Origin of the sequence: Streptomyces sp. ISL-10 (genome assembly GCF_018614575.1) — a bacterium.
Lineage (GTDB): Bacteria > Actinomycetota > Actinomycetes > Streptomycetales > Streptomycetaceae > Streptomyces.
In genome coordinates this window covers 1-18,682 of record NZ_JAGGOJ010000027.1, presented here as the reverse complement: position 1 = coordinate 18,682, position 18,682 = coordinate 1, and the positions used below count along the sequence as shown (strand labels likewise).

The following is an 18,682-nucleotide window of genomic DNA, read 5'->3' as shown; positions in this document are numbered from 1 at the left end:
CGTCTGCAGCCATGGCATGATCCGACTGCTGTTACTGGCAAGTAAGCACATACCGGTGACAGCAGCCACCCCCCTCACGCACATCGCTCATCGCCGGAGGACACCCCCGTGCGCACTCACACCAGGAGACTCCTGGTCCCCACGCTGATCTGCCTCGCCCTGGCGGCGAGCGGATGCTCCGCCACACCCGGCAGCACCGCCGCCACCACCCCCGGAGCGACCTCCGCCGCCACCCCGGCCGCGAACCCGGCCGCCGTGGGCGAGGGAAGCGAACGGCTCGACGTCACACCGGCACCGCAGGACACGCCAACTGCCGTGGCACGACCGGCGACCGAAGGCGGCACCGGCACCCGCCGGAGCACCTTCAAGGTCGCCGACTACGATCAGCGGACCCGGCACGCGGTCATCGCCACGCCGCCTGACGCCTCGCCGACCCCGACCCCGACGTCCGGGCGATCGGCCGAGCCCCGGGCCGAAGCCCCGGTCAGGACGGGCGACGTCATCGCCAGCGCCCCCGCGCCCGGCGCCCCCGAGGGCCTCCTCGTCGAGGTGACGAAGGTGGTGCGCACCACGGACAAGGGCACCGAGGTCGCCACCGAGCCCGCGACGCTCAGCGCGCTGCTCGCCGACGACAAGGCCGACGGCCGGATACCCGTGGACCCGGCCACCATCGACGTCGAGCCCTTGGTGAAGGGCGTGAAGTTGTCCTGGGCCAAACCCGGCGGCGTCCGCTTCGGCCCCAACGGCGCTAAGGTGCCCGTTGGTCTGCTCCGCCTCGACGTCGGCACCGCGCTCACCACCGCCGAGGACGCGCCCGTCTCGGCCGCCGCCTCCCTCTCCGGCTTTGTCCAGCTGGCGCCCGAGGTGGAGTTCTCCTACGACGGCGGCTCCCACGGACAGGCGGGCAAGCCTGGACCCGGTTCAGCGTTCCTCGGCATGTCCGGCGACTGGTCCGCCCAGTGGGCGCTGAAGGGCCGTGCGGCTGCCCAGACCTCCCAGCGCATCCCCTTCGCCAGGCTGCATGCCGACCCCGTGATCCAGGTCGGCCCCGTGCCCGTCGTCGTCAACCTCGACCTCACCGTCTACCTCCAGGTCGAGGCCGACGGCCGCGTCACCCTCGACGTGCGGCAGGACGTCAAGGGCGACTTCCGCGTCGGCGGCGGTTACACGCCCGGCGAGGGCTGGGCCCCGGTCAGCACTTCCGACGTGACGAGCACCCCCGTGACGGCCACGGTCACGGCAGCAGGCCGGGCGAAGACCGCCCTGGGGGCCGAGGCGTCCGTCGGTCTGTACGGCATGGCCGGCCTCACCGCCGACTTCGCCCCGTACCTGCGCGCCGAGGGCGAGGTCCGGGCCTCCGCCTCCACGGACGGCACGGCGGACCTGAACGGCGCCTGGGCGCTCCACGGCGGCTTCGACCTGAGCGGCCACCTCCAGCTCCAGCTTTCGGTCTTCGGCACGCCCGTCTTCCGGAAGCGCATCCCTCTGGGCAGTCTCCACCGCGAATGGCCCCTCGTGAGCGGCCGGGTGAAGCAGTCCACCTGACCCGCACGGGCCGTTCGCCGGCCGGACGAACGGACCGCCCCCGCCGCATGAGCGGCGGGGGCGGTCTTGGGGAGGCGGGGCGTGACCTGTCAGCGGCAGCACTCACGGGCGTTGAGCCTCCGCTCGACCTTGCTCTCCACGCCGTCGGCCTCCTTCTCGCCGTTCCAGGTCTTGATGATCTGGTCCCGCTGCGCCGTCGACTCGGTGAACCTGCGGCTCTGGGTTGAGTGCTTCTGTGCCACTCGTCCGGTGACCGGAGCCCGTCACCGCCCCGGAGAGAACCCGCCAGCATCCGTGGGACCTTGGCGGGAAGTCAGGCCGGTGGCCCGCCCGGCACGGCGAATCGTGCACGGGGCACGGGCACGGGCTGGGGCGGTCGCGTACGCATGCCCTTGCCCGAGGGGCCGGGGACGATCACCACGGGCCGGCAGTGCCGAGAGGGGTCGGACGGCGCACGCGGTACGGCGGTGCACGGGGGACTGGTCATGGAGTATTCGGTAGTGCGCTGTAGTGCCAACTCCTGGGCACGGAGAGGAAAGTCGGTCATCGCCGCCCGCCGACAAGACCACCCTGCCTGCCACCGAGCGATGGATGGCGCGGCGCGCCGGCCCTCATGGCACCGAGGTGAACGCGTCACACGCCGTGGCCGTATCCCGCCCGCCAGTGGTCACCGACGTCATCCTGGACGCTGACCGCGGCACCCGCTGAGCAGCACCCACCCCGTACGTCCTCCGAAGGAGAACCCCGCCATGTCGAACCAGCCGACACTCGAGCCCGCCGCCCAGGCCTTCGCCGATGCCACCGCCCGGCCGCCGTTCCTCTACCAGATCCCCGTCGCGGACGGCCGCAAGGCCGTGGACGACGTCCAGAGCGGTGAAGGCGTCACCCTGCCCGCCGTCGACGAGGAATGGGTCACCGTCCACGGCGGTCCCACCGGGAACGTCCGCGCGCGGATCGTCCGCCCCCGCGGCGTCGCCGGCTCCCTCCCCGTCATCCTCTACATCCACGGCGCGGGCTGGGTCTTCGGCAACGCCCACACCCACGACCGGCTGGTCCGCGAACTCGCCGTCGGCGCCGGGGCGGCCGTGGTCTTCCCCGAGTACGAACTCTCGCCCGAAGCCCGCTACCCCGTCGCCAACGAGCAGAACTACAGCGTCGCCCAGTGGATCGCCCGCGAGGGACGCCACAAGGAGCTCGACGGCACACGCATCGCCGTCGCGGGCGACTCGGTCGGCGGGAACATGGCCGCCGCCCTCACCCTCATGGCGAAGCAGCGCGACGACGTCCGCATCGTCCATCAGGTCCTCTTCTACCCGGTCACCGACGCAGCCTTCGACACCGGCTCCTACCACCAGTTCGCCACCGGCTACTTCCTGCACCGCGAGGCCATGCAGTGGTTCTGGAACCAGTACACGACCGACGAGGCCGAGCGCGCCCAGATCACCGCCTCCCCGCTGCGCGCCTCCCTCGACCAGCTCACCGGACTGCCGCCCGCCCTGGTCATCACCGCCGAGGCCGACGTCCTGCGCGACGAGGGCGAGGCGTACGCCGACAAGCTCCGCGCCGCCGGAGTCCCCGTCACCGCCCTGCGTGTGCAGGGGACCATCCACGACTTCGTCATGCTGAACGCGCTGCGCGAGACACAGGCCGCGGAGCTCGCCGTCAATCTCGCCGCCGACACCCTGCGCAAGGCCCTGGCATGACGAGGACGACCGGTACACCGGCCATGCCCGTGGCCGGCGTCCTCCCTGCCGGCACCCGCAGCACCCGTCGGCCCCGTCGACGCGTCACTTCCTGCGCGAGCTCAACCGATTCGGGCTGACCTCGGCGGTCGCGATGCCGTCGGCGGGTTCCAGAACGTCCCCGACAACCACGCCGCGGTCATCGACCTCGCCGGACGGGGAGCTGTCGCTGCGGATCGCCTGCCGCCTGATCCCGCAGACGGCTGGGCAGAAGCTCGCCGACATGAAGCGCTGGACGGAGATGGTGAAGCCCGGGGACGGGGACGAGTGGCTGCGCCTCGACAACGGGGTCCCTGGGGTTCCGAAAAGCGGGCAGGGGCGGTGGGCTGCCGGAGGCGGACGCAGGAGGGCCCACGTGCGGGTGGTGCCGCGAGGTGGACGCGTGAGTGTCTGGACGGACGGCGCGAGCGCCGCGCGGAGGACTTCCGACTGGTCGCCTACCCGACCGCGCCCGACCGCGCCCGGCTGCGCCGCTGCCTACTACCCGGAGACAATGTCCTGGTGCCGCTGGGGCAGTACGGCCGAGATCAGCAACGTGCCGGCGTCGAAGGGAGCGCGGTCGGATTGGAACGCACCACGACAGCGGCCGCCACCGCCACCGCCACGGCTCCGCGGTCCGACGGCCCATGAAGGGATCCCCCGAGGACCTGGCCCGCGCCGCCCGCGCCGTGGGCGTGACCGACGACCGTCTCCTTGAGGCCATACGGAGCATCCCCCGGGCGGAATTCGTCCCCACGGACGAGGTGGCATCCGCGTACCGGGACGCGCCCGTCACGCTCCCCCACGGCCAGGTGACCACCCAGCCCTCGCTGATCGCCATGATGGTCGCCGCGCTCGGCCTCACCGGAGACGAACAGGTCCTGGAGGTCGGGACCGGATACGGCTGGCAGACCGCATTGCTGGCCCGCTTGGCCGCGTACGTCGTCAGCGTCGAGCGGTGGCCCGACCTGGTCGACGAGGCACGCCTGCGGCTGGCCGGGCAGGGCGTCGGCAATGCCGAGGTCCTACTCGGCGACGGAACGCTCGGGATTGCGAGCCGTGCCCCGTACGACGCCGTCATCGTCTGCGCTGCCTTCCCGCAGGTGCCGGAGCCGCTGGTGGAGCAGCTCCGCGCCGGTGGCCGGCTCGTCCAGCCGATCGGGCAGGGCGGGCAGGAGCGCGTCGAGCTGTACGAGCGGAGGGCCCGCGGCGTGGTGCACCGCAGGACGGTCACCGCAGCCCGGTTCGTCCGGCTGTACGGCGCCCACGGCTACGACCAGCGGTGACGCGCTCAGCGCTGATGGGTCCCCTTCAGGGTGCCGGTGGCCGGCACGCTGCCCTTCAGGGCGAGGTACTCGCTTTCGGCGCCCGGGACGGTCGTGCAGCGGCAGCGGCAGCGGTAGCGCCAGCGGCTCGGACAGGGCGTACCGGCGGAAGAAGTAGCGGCGCGGCCCGTGCCCCGGCTGTCCGGGCCCGAGCCGGGGCATCGAGTCGGTGGTCGAGATGGACCACCAGCTCGGCTTGGCTTCAGTCTCCCGGCTGGACCAAACCGCACGAACAGCGGCGTGCCGTCGGCGTCGCGCAGGGCGGAGACGTCCGGGCGCCCCGGTGCCGGCCGGTCGGCCGCTGAAGGCGCGCTCGATGTGGGCGGCGGGCCGTCATGTCGATCGGCTCAAGCAGACCGGTGCTGACCTTGAGGTGGCCGGGAAGGGTCCAGCCCTCCGAGAGGGGGCTTACGTGCGTCGGTACGGCAGGCACTCCCCCGCGCGCGCTCCGGCTCTCTCGGCGCTCCAACGGCGCAACCTGCGTCGATGGCGCGGAGGACCTAACATCCGGCACCGACTGTTCTGCCGAGGCCAGAGATGCGTACACATGTCCGCTCTGTGCGATCTCTTGACGCAGCGAGCTTGAGTCGGCACGCTCCGTGCTCGGACAACGGCGGAGTCGGGCACATCGGTGTGCCTGTCTCGCTGTTTGGATTCCTAGGGGGGAATCAAATGCACGCGTTATCGGCGCGTATGCGCATGCCCATGCCCGTACGGGCTCTCCTGACCGGACTCGCGGTCCTGGCACTCGCCCTGACCGGCATGGTGGCCTTGGCGCCCAGCGCCACGGCGGCGCCCGTGCCCGACGCCTCGGCCAGTCCCACGGCCGTCGCTCGGTACGGCACCTCCACCGTGACGCTCAGACTCGACGGCGAGTCCAGCACCCAGTCGACACCGACCGACCTGGTGCTCGTGCTCGACGAGTCCGGCAGCATCGACGCCACCGAGTGGGGCCAGCTGAAGGACTTCGCCAAGAGCGTGGTCAACGGCGTGGCGGCCCACGGTCTGTTCACCCATGGCGGCAGGGTCGGCGTCGTCGGCTTCGCCAACTCCGCGGCGCCGCCCGTCAGCGCGCTCAGCGGCGACAAGGACGCCGTCCTGAACGCCATCGAAACCAACCCCAAGCAGGACACCGGCACATGCATCGCCTGCGGCCTGGCCGAGGCGAACGCCGTCCTGGGGGCCGACGACCCCGCCCGCAACCAGCTGGTCGTCGTCATCACCGACGGCGAGGCGACCAGCGGCAACACCGCCGCCGAGGCCGCCGCCCTGCAGGCCAAGGCCAACGTCTTCGCCGTGGGCGTCGGCGGAGGGATCCAGCAGGCCACCCTGGACGTCATCGCCAGCGGCCCCGGCTCCGAGAACACCTTCTCGGTCGGTGACTTCGGCGGCCTCGACACCCTTCTGAAGAAGATCGTCGAGGCGGTCGTGGTGCCCGGAGCCACCCACCCGTCGATCGTCGTCACGCTCGACTCGCCCTGGCAGCTCGTGGCCGGCACCGTGACCGCGAACCTCGCCGGATCGGCCGTGAACAACGTCACGGCCGATGGATTCACCTGGTCCCGGGCCGATCTCGGGGACGAGGACCTGGAGATCACCTACCAGGTGAAGCACCGCGGCGCCCCGTGCGGGCCGCTGGACGTGAACAAGTCCGTCGTCTACGACGACGACCAGAACGCCTCCGTGACCTTCCCGAAGGTCGTCGTCACCGTCAACTGCCTGCCGCCCGTCTCCGACGCCGGGCCCGACAAGACCGTCGACGAGGGCTCCGCGGTCCTGCTCGACGGCTCCGCCAGCCACGACCCGGACGGCACCGTCGTCTCGTACGCCTGGAGCGGTGCCGGCGCCGGCATCGGAACGCTGGCGAACGCCGGCGCGGCGGTGGCCACGTACAACGGTCTCGACGACGGCAGCGACGCCGTGACGCTCACCGTGACGGACGACAACGGCCTCACCGACGACGACTCCACGACCGTGACGGTCAAGAACGTCGCCCCGGATCTCACCCTGACCACCTGCCCGGTCGACCCCCACGCGGTCGACACGGACGTCTCCTTCACCGGTACGTTCACCGACCCGGGCGCCCTCGACACCCACGCGATGTCGGTCGACTGGGGCGACGGCATCACCACCGATGTGCCCGGCGTGAACTCCCCGGTGGGCAGCACGCATCAGTACGCGGCCGCGGGCATCTACGACATCGCCGTCACCGTCACGGACGACGACGGCGGGTCCGACACCCAGCACTGCGGCTTCGTCGTCGTGTACGACCCCAACGGCGGCTTTGTGACCGGCGGCGGCTGGATCAACTCGCCGGCCGGCGCCTACCCGGCCGACCCAGGGGCCACCGGGCGCGCGAACTTCGGCTTCGTGTCGAAGTACAAGAAGGGCGCGACCGTACCCACCGGCAGCACGGAGTTCCAGTTCAAGGCCGGGAGCCTCAACTTCCACTCCGCCGATTACCAGTGGCTGGTCGTGGCGGGTGACAAGGCCATCTACAAGGGCACGGGCACGGTCAACGGCCTCGCCGGGTACTCATTCATGCTCACCGCAACCGATGGCACGCCGGACACGTTCCGGATGAGGGTGTGGAAGACCGCGGACGACACCCTCGTCTACGACAACCAGATCGGCTCGGCGCCCGACGCCGACCCGACGACCGCCCTCGCGGGCGGGTCGATCAAGATCCACAAGGGCTGACGCCCACGCCCGGCCGGCGGCTCACGCAGCGCCGGCCGGGCCCGGGCCGCGCGGACCCTTTCCGCATCTCATCCGACGACCACGTCTGCCCACCAGCTGGTCCCGTCGGCACGCTCTTGCACGCCATGCCTGGCCGAGAGCGCCATGACGATTCCGATGCCTCGGCCGTGCTCGTCCGGGTCGAGCCCGGACGCCGGCGGGTCGGCCGGAGCCGCAGGTCCCGCGTCCGTCACCTCGATGTGTACGGCTTTGAGCCCGTCCACCAGGACCTGCGACATCCGCAGCGTCGCCGGGGGCAGGGCGTGGATGATCGCATTGGTGAGCAGCTCCGAGGCCAGCAGAAGCACGTCCTCGGCGACGTCCGTGGACAGGTGCCAGGCGGTGAGGACCGCTCGCACGCGCCGACGCACGACCGAGGCGGCCCTGGGGGCATGCGGCAGCGGAAAGACGTACGTGACGTCTTCGGGAAGCTCTGCACTGAGCTGTGCCACTGTCATGGCCCTCCTCCTCCGCGAGCGCTGCCGGCCAGTCGCCGGGCGTGATGAAAAACGCTAAGGAGAGAGGGGCGGTCGGTCAATGAACGGCGGTCGGCATTGTCGAACGGAGGTCCTGAGCCGAAGGTACTACGATCGTTCTATGGTCGGCCCGGTCCAGTCCATAGAACGGGCGGCGGCGATTCTGCGTCTGCTCGCCACCGGTCCCCGCAGGCTGGGACTGGGCGAGGTGGCGTCGTCGCTCGGACTGGCCAAAGGCACCGCCCATGGCATTCTGCGCACCCTGCAGCACGTGGATTTCGTGGAGCAGGACGCGGCCACCGGAAAATACCAGCTCGGAGCGGCTCTGCTCCATCTCGGTACCAGTTACCTCGACGTCAACGAGTTGCGGTCGCGCTCCCTCAACTGGGCCGACGCCCTGGCCGCCCGCAGCGGGGAGGCCGTCCGCCTGGGCACACCCCTGGAGGGGAAGGTGCTCATCGTCCACCACGTCTTCCGGCCGGACGACACCCTCCAGACCCTGGACGTGGGTGCGCTGCTGCCGCTTCACGCCTCCTCGCTCGGCAAGGTACTGCTGGCCTTCGGGGCCGCGCCCGTCGAGCCGTTGCTGAAGGCCGGACTGGAGGCCTACACCCGGCACACCCTGGCGCTCCCAGAGGACCTCAACCGGGCGCTCGGCGAGATCCGAGAGCTCGGCTGGGGCTCCGAGGTGCAGGAAATGAGCATGGGTGACGCCGGAATCGCCACGCCGATCCGGGGGCACGGCGGCCTCGTGGTGGGCGCGCTCGGCGTATCCGGCCCGGTCGAGCGGATCTGCGACACGGGAGGACGGCCCCAACCGGCCCTGATCACCTTGCTCCGGGAGGCCGCCCGGGCGATCTCCAGAGACCTGGGCGCGGCCCGCTGGTAGGCACCTGCGGCTCCGCGACACATCGGAAGGCAGGCCCGATCATGGTTGCACGGTATGTGATGTCCATCGACCAGGGCACCACCTCCACTCGGTGCATCCTGTTCGACCACAGCGGGCGGCTGGTGTCGGTCGCCCAGCGAGAGCATCGCCAGTACTTTCCCCAGCCCGGATGGGTCGAGCACGACGCTGTCGAGATCTGGCGCAACCTACAGCGCGTGGTGCCCGAGGCACTGTCCCACGCCGGCGTGGACGCCGGGCAGATCGCCGCCATCGGGATCGCCAACCAGCGGGAGACGAGCGTGCTCTGGGACCGGCGGACCGGTGTGCCGCTGGGGAAGGCCATCGTCTGGCAGGACACTCGCACCGCTCCGCTCGTCGACGATCTGAGAGACCGGCCCGGGGATGAGTTCTTCCTGGAACGCTGCTGCCTGCCTCCCTCCACGTACTTCTCCGCGCCCCGGATCCGCTGGTTGTTCGATCACGTCGACGGGCTGGAGCAGCGTGCCCGGGACGGGGAGGTGCTGTTCGGCACGATGGAGAGCTGGCTGATCTGGAACCTCACCGGTGGAACGGCCGGCGGTCTGCACATCACCGACGCCACCAACGCCAGCCGCACCATGCTCATCGACATGCGGACGCTGACCTGGGACAGCGAGCTCATGGAGTTCTTCGGAGTCCCGCGGGTGATGCTGCCGGAGATCCGGCCCTCGGCCGAGGGCTACGGCGAGGCCCGCTCCGTGCTCCCGGGGATCCGGATCACGGCCGCCCTCGGCGATCAGCAGGCGGCCTTGTTCGGGCAGACCTGCTTCTCGCCCGGCGAGGCGAAGTGCACCTACGGGACCGGCAGTTTCCTGCTGATGAACACCGGCTCCGACGTCGTCCGGTCCCGGCACGGGCTCCTCACCACCGTCGCATACAAGATCGCGGAGCAGCCCGCGGTCTACGCCCTGGAGGGGCCGATCGCCGTCACCGGCTCGCTGGTCCAGTGGTTCCGCGACCGACTGGGTCTGATCAACAGCGCACCCGAGATCGAGACCCTGGCGCGCACCGTCGAGGACAACGGCGGCTGCTACATCGTCCCCGCGTTCTCCGGTCTGTTCGCACCCCATTGGAGAAGCGACGCCCGCGGTGTCATCGTCGGCCTCACCTCGTACATCACGAAGGGTCACTTGGCCCGAGCCGTCCTGGAGGCCACCGGCTGGCAGACACGGGAGGTCGTCGACGCCATGAACGCCGATTCCGCGCTCGCCCTGAAGCAGCTCAAGGTGGACGGGGGCATGACCTCCGACAACCTGCTCATGCAGTTTCTCGCCGACGTGCTCGACGTTCCCGTGGTGCGGCCCATGGTCGCCGAGACGGTCTCGCTCGGCGCCGCCTACGCCGCCGGCCTCGCGGCCGGCTACTGGCCGGACATGGAGGTCCTGCGCCGCAACTGGCACCGGGCCGCCCAATGGCTGCCGGCCATGGATTCCGAACGGCGGGAGCGCGAATACGACTGCTGGCAACGAGCCGTCGAGCGGTCCCTGGGGTGGATCCAGCCGCCGAGGCGGTCATGACATTCTTCCGGTCGGCGTTCGGCCGGCCCGCCGTCCGATGAGATCAACCTGAGTGGTCCCGTCACGCCTGTATGTCGCAGGGGTGTGCGGATGTATGTCGCAGGGGTGTGCGGACTGCATGTCGCAGGAGTGAGGGGCGTGGAATGCGGCGCCGCCCCGCCGAACCACTGAGCGTGCCCAGCCGGATCATCCCGCATCAGCCGCGCCGCCTGCCGATCCCGAGAGCCCGCCGCCCATGCGTGGCCTCCTAGGGCGCGTATCGAGTCGTGATCAATTTGCGGGGTGTGCCTTCGTGGCAGGGTCCGGTCCGATAGACGGTCTTACGTGACGCGAGTGCAACTGACCGATCCGGATTGGGAGTTCATTGAGTCGTACCTGCCGATCGGCGAGTACGGCCCGTACCCCGAGCGACTGCGGCAGCAGTTCGAGGGCGTGATCTGGCGGTTCAAGACGGGCGGGCAGTGGCGGGAGATGCCGACGGAGTTCGGCGCCTGGTCGACCGTCCACAACCGCTTCCGGCAGTGGCGTGACGCCGGCGTCTTCGCGGCTCTGCTGGAGGGCCTGATCACGGAAGCCGCGAAGCGGGGTGAGGTGGACCTGTCCCTGGTCAGCATCGGCTCCACCACCGCCCGAGCCCACCACGACGCGGCCGAGATGTACCTCGACGAGGACGTCGTCACCGCCCTGGAGAAAGCCGCGGCCGAGGAGGAGAAGGCCAGGTCAAAGGGGGCGGCCTCGAAGAGCAAAACGGGCAAGAGGAGCGGAACACCGTCGAACGCCTGATCAACAAGCTCAAAGCATGGCGAGGCATCGCCACCCGATACGCCAAGACTCCCGACAGCTACCTCGCCGGTCTCCACCTGCGCGCCTCGATGATCTGGATCAAGAACCTCACCAGGACCACCCGATGATCACGACTCGATATGCCCCTGGGTGACGCGCTGAGGTGCCGGACGCCAAGGGCGGGCAGGAGTTGAGTCAACGGTCAACCAGCCGTGGACGCGGGGCCTCACCCGTGGATTCCGTGTCGGTGTCGTCGGTGTCGTCGGTGCCGACCGGGCCGCGGGGAAGCGTCCGGTCTAGCCACTTCGGCAGCCACCAGTTGGTCCGGCCGAGGAGTGTCATGGTCGCCGGTACCAGCACCATGCGTACGACCGTGGCGTCGATGAAGATCGCGGTGGCCAGGCCGAGCCCGAACATCTTGGTGGAGGGGTCCTCGGCGACGGCGAAGGACAGGAAGACCGCCACCATGATGAGGGCGGCCGAGGTGATGATCCGGGCGGTGCGCGAGACGCCCTCAACGATCGCCGTGCCGTTGTCGCCGGTGCGCAGGTACTCCTCGCGTACGCGGGAGAGGAGGAACACCTCGTAGTCCATCGACAGGCCGAACAGGATGGCGAAGAGGAACATCGGGATGAACGACACGATCGGAACCGTCGCCTCCAGCCCGATGAGTGCGCCTCCCCAGCCCCACTGGAAGACCGCGACCATGATGCCGTAGGCCGCGCCGATGCTCAGCAGATTCAGCAGTACCGCCTTGAGCGGTACGACGACCGAGCGGAAGACCAGCATCAGCAGCAGGAACGACATCGCCAGCACGGCGGCGACGAACACCGGCAGACGTTCGCTGGTGCGTCGGCCCACATCGGACAGGCTCGCGGCGGCCCCGCCGACGTGCGCCCTGGCCGGGCCGTGCCCGATCGCCGCGGGCAGCACCTCGGCGCGCAGCCGGGCGATGGTGTCGGCCGTGGCCTCGTCCTGAGGGCTGGTGGTCGGGAACACCACGAGGGTCGCGACGCCGGTGGCCCGATCGATGCGCGCCGGCGCGACGGACGCGATCCCCGGATCCGCCGCGACCCCCGCGACGAGACGGTCCACCACTCCCGGATCACCGGCGGGGTCCGCGGCGATGACGAGGGGCCCGTTGGTGCCCGGGCCGAATCCCTCGGCGACGAGTTCGTAGGCCCGGCGCTCGGTACGGCTCTGCGGCAGTGAGCCGTCGTCGGGCAGGCCGACGCGCAGGCCGAGCACGGGCAGCGTCGCCGTCAGCAGCAGCCCCGCCGCGCCGACCGCGTACGGCACCGGGTGCCTGCCGACGTGCCCGAGCCAGCGCCGCCACCCGACGGCGGAGGCGGCGCCCGCCGCCGTGTCCCGCCGTCGGTCGATTCGGCCCGACCGCCCGGCCCGAAGAGCCCGGACGATCCGGCCGGCCTGGCCCAGCCGCGGGCCGGCCGCGCCGAGGAAGGCCGGCAGTAGCGTCACTGACGCGAGCACCATGGTCAGGACGACGATCGAGACTGCCAGGCCGCCCACCGTCATGAACGGCACGTTCGCGACCGCCATGCCGAGGATCGATACGACGACGGTGCCGCCGGCGAAGACCACGGGCCGCCCCGCCGTTGCCACCGCTCGTCCGGCTGCCTCGTGGGGATCGAGCCCGCGCGCGAGGTACTCCCGGTGCCTGGCGAGCACGAACAGCGCGTAGTCGATGCCCACTCCGAGCCCGACCATGCTGCCCAGGACCGGTGCGAAGGTGGGGACGTCCGTCACCCCCGCCAGTACCGTCATCGTGGCAACGCCCACGGTCAGCCCGAAGACCGCCATGCCGATCGGCAGCGCGGCGGCGACGAGCGAACCGAACGCCAGGAACAGGATCGCGGCGGCGGCAAGGATCCCGATCAACTCGCTTGCGCCGCCGTCGGGGTCGGAGAAGGCGTAGAAGAGACTCCCGCCCATCTCGATCCGAAGGGGCAGCTCGGCGCGCAGCCGGTCGCCGAGATCGACGAGGGCGTCGAGGTCCTCGGCCGACAGTCGGCTCTGGTCGGGGTACTGCACCCGGACGACCGCGATCCGTCCGTCGGCCGAGACAAGTCCGCCGCGCACGGCGGTGTCCCGGCCTGTGTCGAGTGCCCGCGCCGGATCGCTCGTGCCGAGCACGTGCGGCAGCCGCTTCACCTCGGTCTGCAGCCGCGTGAGAGCGGTGCGCGCGCTGCCGCTGCCGCTGTCGCTGCCGCTGTCGCTGTCGCTGTCGAAGAAGGTCGCACCGCCGTCGAGGGGCGTGACGACGACCTGGGCGGTCATCCCCTCCTGACCCGTGCCAGCCCGCTCGATCAGTTCCGCGGCCCGTTGGGAGTCCAGGCCCGGAGCGGTCATCGAGTCCGCGGTCCGCCCGCCGAAGGCGACGGCGGCGAGGACGGCAAGCATGGCGGCGCTCAGCCATGCCGCGATCACCCGCCAGGGATGGCGGGCGGCGCTTGCGCCCAGGCGCAACAGGGCTTTCGAGAGCATCGGGTCCTCCAACCACCTCGTCGGCCGTCCTTGTACGGCCGCCGATGCCAAGGCTCGTCGCCACGGCGCTCCGCGGCATCGGCCCGCGGGCCGCGGATCCGTCGGCCCCGGGGCGGAGTGACGACCCGTCCTTTCGGCCGATGCGCGGCACGCCGCGGTCCCTAGGCTGAGAACCGTGCTCCGAGACGACCTGCGAACCCTGTGGACCGAACCCCGGCCGCCCGACGCGCCCGCCCGGGTGCGGCGGGACTGGGCGCTGCTCGCCGCGGGCCTTGCCGGTGTGGCGCTGGAGGCCACCCTGCGCGAGAACGTCGTGTGGCGGCCGGTGGCGGTGGTGTTCGCCGTATGGCTGTGCCTGCTGCCCCTGTGGCGCCGGACCCGCCCGCTGGCGATGGTTACGCTGGCGTTCGGCTCGGTGATCCTGCTTCCGCTGGCCTCGCTCGTCGCCGCACCGCGCGAGCCCGTCGGCCTGTACACCGGCGCGGTCGTGCTCGTGCTGGTGTACGCGCTGCCCCGGTGGGGATCGGGACGCGAGATCGTGCTGGGCGGCGCGGTGATCCTCGCGGCCGGCGCGCTGTGTGTCGTCATGGACGAGACCCCGGTCGTCGAAAAGGTCGTGGGCTTCGTCTTCCTGCTGCTGCCCGGCGTGGTCGGGGCTGCCGTGCGGTTCCGGGTGACCGCTCGCGAGCGGCAGTTGGAGCAGGTGCGCTCCCGCGAGCGCGAGCAGCTCGCCCGGGAACTGCACGACACGGTGGCCCACCACGTGTCGGCCATGGTGATCATCGCCCAGGCGGGCCGGGTTCTCGCGGGCACCGACCCGTCCGCCGCCGTCGAGGCGCTGGAGGGGGTCGAGGAGGAAGGGGCGCGCACGCTGGAGGAAATGCGCGCCATGGTCGCCGCGCTGCGCGACCGCGGGGTCGGCGCCGAGCTGGCGCCGCCTGCCGGTGTCGCGGATCTGGAGCGCCTGGTGCGCACCCCGGGTGGTCGCCTCAGGGTCGACCTGGGGCTCGACGGCGAACTGGACGCGCTGCCCCCGGCTGTGGACGCGGCCGTCTACCGGATCGTGCAGGAGTCGGTGACCAACGCGCTGCGCCATGCGGTCGACGCGACCGAGCTCGTCGTCCGGGTCGCCGCGGAACGGCACACGGTACGGGTGAGCGTGCGCGACAACGGCCGGCGCACCGGCCGGGGTCGCGACGGATACGGACTTACCGGACTGCGCGAGCGCGCGACCCTGCTCGGCGGCACACTACGAGCCGGCCCGGGTACCGACCGGGGCTGGCATGTCGAAGCCGAACTGCCGAGAGCGAGGAGCGAGAGCGGTGTCCATTCGCGTCCTCGTCGCTGACGACCAGACGATCATCCGCACCGGGTTGCGGATCATGCTGAACGCCCAGCCCGGCATCGAGGTGGTCGGCGAGGCCGCCGACGGGCGGGAAGCGGTACGTCTGGCCCGCGAACTACGCCCCGACGTCTGCCTGTTCGACATCCGCATGCCCGTACTCGACGGGCTCGGGGCCACCCGGCTGGTCGCCGGCCCGGGCGTCGCCGACCCGCTGGCCGTGGTCGTCATCACCACGTTCGACCTCGACGAGTACGTCTACGGCGCGCTGCGTGCCGGCGCCCGCGGATTCCTCCTCAAGGACACGGGACCAGACCTTCTGGCCCAGGCCGTACGGTCGGCGTCCGGCGGTGAGGCGCTCATCGCGCCCAGCGTCACCGTCCGTCTGCTCCAGGCATTCGCGGACCTGCCAGCCGGCCGGCCCGTGGCCCAGCCGGTCTCACCCGTCACCGCCCGCGAGGAGCAGGTGCTCCTCGCCGTCGCTCGCGGGCTGACCAACACCGAGATCGCCGATGCACTGCACATCAGCCTCAGCACGGTGAAGACGCATCTGGCCAGCCTGATGGCCAAACTCGGCGCCCGCAACCGGGTCGAGATCGCGATGTGGGCCTACGAAACGCGCCGTATCCTCCCCGGAACCTGAGCCGGGTGCCGGGCCATGTCCCATGAGTCCCCGCCCGGACATCAGTGCACCGGTCGGCTCACGTCGGCTCCACGTGCCGCACCCGCCCCAGAGCGTGACGTACCCAGGAGGCCGGAACTGGGACGGTGAGACACCCGATACGAACAAGACTCCCGACAGCTACCTCGCCAGTCTCCACCTGCACGCCACGATGATCTGGATCAAAGACCTCACCAGGACCACCCGGTGATCACGACTCGATACGCGCCCTAGCGGCATCGGCGGCAGGATGTTCGGCCTCAAGGCGACGTTGGGTCGATCCTGGAGAAGACCGGGTCGGGCAGCCGGGTACAGGCGGCGCTGCTCGCGAACCAGGCGGGACTGATCGGCTGAGGCGGGTCCGCGGCGTTTCCCGGGCGATCCGGTGGGGGCGGAGCCCGGGGAGAGTGTGACGCCGGCGGCGATCTGCTCTCGCAGCGCCCCGCGGTCCGAGCTCCCCAGGCGAGCGCTCGGATGGCGGGGTCTTCCTTTGGGCAGAGGCGCGGTGTTCCGTAAGACGTAGGGACGCCCGGCGGCTCTGCCCTTCGGCAGGCCGCTGATCCACGCCTTGAGAGCGAAGGATCGCTGCCGGCCCGCGACCACGATGGAAGCGAGTCGAGCACCCCTTCCAGGAGTCCCCATGCCGCAGGCAGTCACCACCCCCGCAACCCCTCAGGCCCCTGCCCCCGCCGTGGCGGCCGCGCGCGCCACCGGGTTGAGCAAGGTCTACGGTGCGGGCGAGACCCGCGTCGTGGCCCTCGACTCGGTCTCCGTGGAGTTCGGGCGCGGCCGGTTCACCGCGATCATGGGGCCGTCCGGCTCCGGCAAGTCGACCCTGACGCACTGCATGGCCGGGCTCGACACCATCTGCTGATCGGCGTCCTGGCGGCCATCCGGCCGGCCGGGAAGGCCGCCCGCCCGAACATGCTGCGGTCGATCCAGGCGCACTGAGCCTCGCGATTCCCAGCGGGGCCGTGGTCCTGCCTCGCCGGTCGCGCCGGCCAGGCGCATGCGCTCGGGAAGTCGGGGGTTGCCCGAGCGGTGCCTCTTGGCACCAGTGATCCACCTTCACGGCGCACGCCGCCTGGCTGTGGCCGGACAACCGTGACACCGCGATGCCGTACGTTCTGGGGACGCAGCCGGGTTGCGGCCCTATGCCGAAGGGGCAGCGGTCTGTCCAGCGGCGCGGCTCCGGCACCATGCGATCGGAACGCCGAACGTGCCGCCGCGTGCGCGGCGTCCCGCGTCGTTCCGGGGTGGAAGACCGAGACGAGGAGCACGCGGCCGAAGCGCACCGCCCCATGCGGCGGATCGCGAAAAGTGTGCGGTTCCGGTTCCGGATGAACCGCTGGTCCCGCACGTTCATCCCTTTCACCGGGATCATGAAGGGGGATTGGAAGTAATGGCCGGGCGTCACTGCGAGCGGGGCAGAGGCCGCGGAGCTGCGGATCAGGTGTTGTACACCAAGCTCATGCCGCCGCCTCCAGGCCTTTTACTCGCGCGTCCCAGGCTCTTTCGGCTGCTGGACGAAGGGGTGCGCGGGAGGCTCACGATCGTGATCGGCCCGCCGGGGAGCGGCAAGAGCGCCCTCCTGACGTCATGGGCCCGCTCATGGGCGCGGCTGGACGGGCCGCTGGCCTGGCTGACCCTGGACGAGGACGACAACGAACAGTCCCGGCTGTGCACCCACCTCGTGGCGGCGCTTCGGCAGGCCGGCGGCCTGGACGGGAGTGGGGAGCCTGTGGAGTTGCCTGCGAACGCCGGGCAGGCCGACTCCTTGCCCGCTGTGGTCAACGCCCTTGACGCACTGCGCACCCCGATCGTGTTGGTGCTGGACGACTTCCATGAGCTGCGACCCGGACCGGCGCGCACTGCCGTACTCCAATTGGCCCGTCATGCGCCCGCGGGGCTGCGCGTCGTGCTGGCCTCCCGCCGCGAACCCGACCTGCCGCTGCACAAGCTGCGAGCCGTGAGGGATCTCGCCGAAGTGCGCGGTCCGGAACTGGAGTTCACCGCGAGGGAGACCGGCGACCTGTTCAGTAAGGCCGGCGTGGCTCTCACTCCGGACCAGGTGGCCAAGGTGCTGCACTGCTCGGGCGGTTGGGCGATGGGCCTGCAGCTGGCCGCCATCACCCGTTCCGAGGACGAGGACTGCCGCACCTGTCTCGAGGGGTGGTCGAAGGTGATCCGGCTCTGCTCCGATTTCCTTCTGCGTGAACTCCTCGAGACCATGCCGGCCCCGGACCAGGAACTGCTTTTGCGGGTCAGCGTGTTGAGCCGCCTCAACGCCTCGGTGGTCCGCTCGATCACGGGCCGCGCCGACGCCAACCGGATCCTGCGCCACCTGTCCGACGAGCACGATCTGCTGACCCGGGAGGGCGAGTGGACCTACCGGCTGAACCCGCTGTTCCGGCAAGTGCTCACCCGTGAACTGACGGAACGTTTTGGCGCCGAAGAGGTCGTGTCCATCCATAGGGCGGCGTGTGAGTGGTACACGCGGCAGGGGATGGCCAAGCAGGCCGGACGGCATGCCGCGTCCGCAGGAATGCCGGATCCGTTCTCGCTGACAGCTCGGCCCGTCCCACTCCGGAGGGTCGTGAGTCCGTCCTCCAAGGACGGCACCGCAGGGCAGGACAGCACGGGTCAGGCGAGAGAATCGGGTGACGAGGAGGGCGGCAGCCCGGGGCTGCGGCCCACCGAGGCCGTGATGCCGCGGCCAGGTGGATACGACCACCAGTTGACGCCCACGGAGCTGGCGGTACTGCGTCTGCTGCCTGACGGCCTCACCCTCGGAGAGATCGCCACCCGACGCCACGTCACCCTCAACACGGTCAAGACCCAAGTCAAGGGCATCTACCGGAAGTTGAACGTCAGTAGGCGCCGAGCGGCAGTGGAGGCGGCTCGGTGGCAGGGCCTGATCTGACCCCTTGCTCTTCCGGTCTCATGTCCCAACCACATGCAGCCCTCGCGTGTCACTCGGCTGCTGTCGTCACCCTCCCCCGAAGGCGTCGTCACCCGTCCCCCGCCGGTTGCGGATGAGGTATTTCCCCCGTGACGTGTGATGACGCGTCAAGGCCGCATCGCGTTGTCTGGAAGCCGATCCCACGCATGACCGGCGTTTCAGGAGAATCTCAATGATC

General features: G+C 70.8%; 13 protein-coding genes and 3 pseudogenes. 13 read left to right on the top strand and 3 right to left on the bottom strand.

All coding sequences use genetic code 11. From position 1 onward, the window contains the following. Positions 1–108: 108 nt before the first annotated feature. On the top strand, positions 109–1,545 hold the full coding sequence (locus J7E88_RS27285; RefSeq protein ID WP_215185672.1) for a hypothetical protein: 1,437 nt from the start codon (positions 109–111) through the stop codon (positions 1,543–1,545). A gap of 89 nt (positions 1,546–1,634) precedes the next feature. On the opposite strand, the gene J7E88_RS27280 is transcribed toward J7E88_RS27285, so the two are convergent. Then, entirely contained in the window at positions 1,635–1,787 is a 153-nt protein-coding gene (locus J7E88_RS27280) for a hypothetical protein (RefSeq protein ID WP_215185670.1), read from the bottom strand. 507 nt (positions 1,788–2,294) lie between these two features. Between J7E88_RS27280 and J7E88_RS27275 the strand changes: the two genes are divergently transcribed. From J7E88_RS27275 to J7E88_RS27265, 4 genes and pseudogenes are all read left to right on the top strand, one after another. Beyond that, positions 2,295–3,248: an alpha/beta hydrolase gene (locus tag J7E88_RS27275; protein ID WP_215185668.1), complete on the top strand. Its 954-nt coding sequence runs from the start codon at positions 2,295–2,297 to the stop codon at positions 3,246–3,248. Between the two features lie 76 nt (positions 3,249–3,324). Continuing rightward, positions 3,325–3,570 (top strand): annotated as a pseudogene (locus J7E88_RS36290) (amidohydrolase); the annotation flags it as partial. A gap of 343 nt (positions 3,571–3,913) precedes the next feature. Next, positions 3,914–4,552 carry a protein-L-isoaspartate(D-aspartate) O-methyltransferase gene (locus J7E88_RS27270; RefSeq protein ID WP_215185666.1) on the top strand — a complete coding sequence of 213 codons (639 nt, stop codon included), beginning with the start codon at positions 3,914–3,916 and terminating at the stop codon, positions 4,550–4,552. Positions 4,553–5,296: 744 nt separating this feature from the next. Further along, positions 5,297–7,291: a VWA domain-containing protein gene (locus J7E88_RS27265; protein ID WP_215185664.1), complete on the top strand. Its 1,995-nt coding sequence runs from the start codon at positions 5,297–5,299 to the stop codon at positions 7,289–7,291. Between the two features lie 68 nt (positions 7,292–7,359). Here J7E88_RS27265 and J7E88_RS27260 read toward each other — a convergent pair whose 3' ends face one another. Beyond that, positions 7,360–7,788, bottom strand: a complete 429-nt coding sequence (locus J7E88_RS27260) for an ATP-binding protein (protein ID WP_215185662.1) — start codon at positions 7,786–7,788, stop codon at positions 7,360–7,362. Between the two features lie 139 nt (positions 7,789–7,927). On the opposite strand from J7E88_RS27260, the gene J7E88_RS27255 reads away from it, so the two are divergent. From J7E88_RS27255 to J7E88_RS27245, 3 genes and pseudogenes are all read left to right on the top strand, one after another. Beyond that, positions 7,928–8,695, top strand: a complete 768-nt coding sequence (locus J7E88_RS27255) for an IclR family transcriptional regulator (RefSeq protein ID WP_215185660.1) — start codon at positions 7,928–7,930, stop codon at positions 8,693–8,695. A gap of 41 nt (positions 8,696–8,736) precedes the next feature. Beyond that, on the top strand, positions 8,737–10,251 hold the full coding sequence (gene glpK, locus J7E88_RS27250) for a glycerol kinase GlpK (RefSeq protein ID WP_215185658.1): 1,515 nt from the start codon (positions 8,737–8,739) through the stop codon (positions 10,249–10,251). Positions 10,252–10,575: 324 nt separating this feature from the next. Then, a pseudogene (locus tag J7E88_RS27245) lies at positions 10,576–11,162 on the top strand (transposase). A gap of 67 nt (positions 11,163–11,229) precedes the next feature. Here J7E88_RS27245 and J7E88_RS27240 read toward each other — a convergent pair. Further along, positions 11,230–13,539, bottom strand: a complete 2,310-nt coding sequence (locus J7E88_RS27240; protein ID WP_215185656.1) for an MMPL family transporter — start codon at positions 13,537–13,539, stop codon at positions 11,230–11,232. Positions 13,540–13,714: 175 nt separating this feature from the next. On the opposite strand from J7E88_RS27240, the gene J7E88_RS27235 reads away from it, so the two are divergent. The 5 genes and pseudogenes from J7E88_RS27235 (at position 13,715) to J7E88_RS27220 (ending at position 18,465) form a co-directional block, all read left to right on the top strand. Next, positions 13,715–14,887, top strand: a complete 1,173-nt coding sequence (locus tag J7E88_RS27235; RefSeq protein ID WP_215185655.1) for a histidine kinase — start codon at positions 13,715–13,717, stop codon at positions 14,885–14,887. Then, positions 14,862–15,524, top strand: a complete 663-nt coding sequence (locus J7E88_RS27230) for a response regulator transcription factor (RefSeq protein WP_215185653.1) — start codon at positions 14,862–14,864, stop codon at positions 15,522–15,524. Before J7E88_RS27235 ends, J7E88_RS27230 begins: the two co-directional genes overlap by 26 nt. A gap of 94 nt (positions 15,525–15,618) precedes the next feature. After that, positions 15,619–15,753: a hypothetical protein gene (locus J7E88_RS36850; protein ID WP_285427606.1), complete on the top strand. Its 135-nt coding sequence runs from the start codon at positions 15,619–15,621 to the stop codon at positions 15,751–15,753. A gap of 429 nt (positions 15,754–16,182) precedes the next feature. Further along, positions 16,183–16,410 (top strand): annotated as a pseudogene (locus tag J7E88_RS27225) (ATP-binding cassette domain-containing protein); the annotation flags it as partial. Positions 16,411–17,013: 603 nt separating this feature from the next. Continuing rightward, positions 17,014–18,465 carry a LuxR family transcriptional regulator gene (locus tag J7E88_RS27220; RefSeq protein ID WP_215185651.1) on the top strand — a complete coding sequence of 484 codons (1,452 nt, stop codon included), beginning with the start codon at positions 17,014–17,016 and terminating at the stop codon, positions 18,463–18,465. Positions 18,466–18,682: the final 217 nt, after the last annotated feature.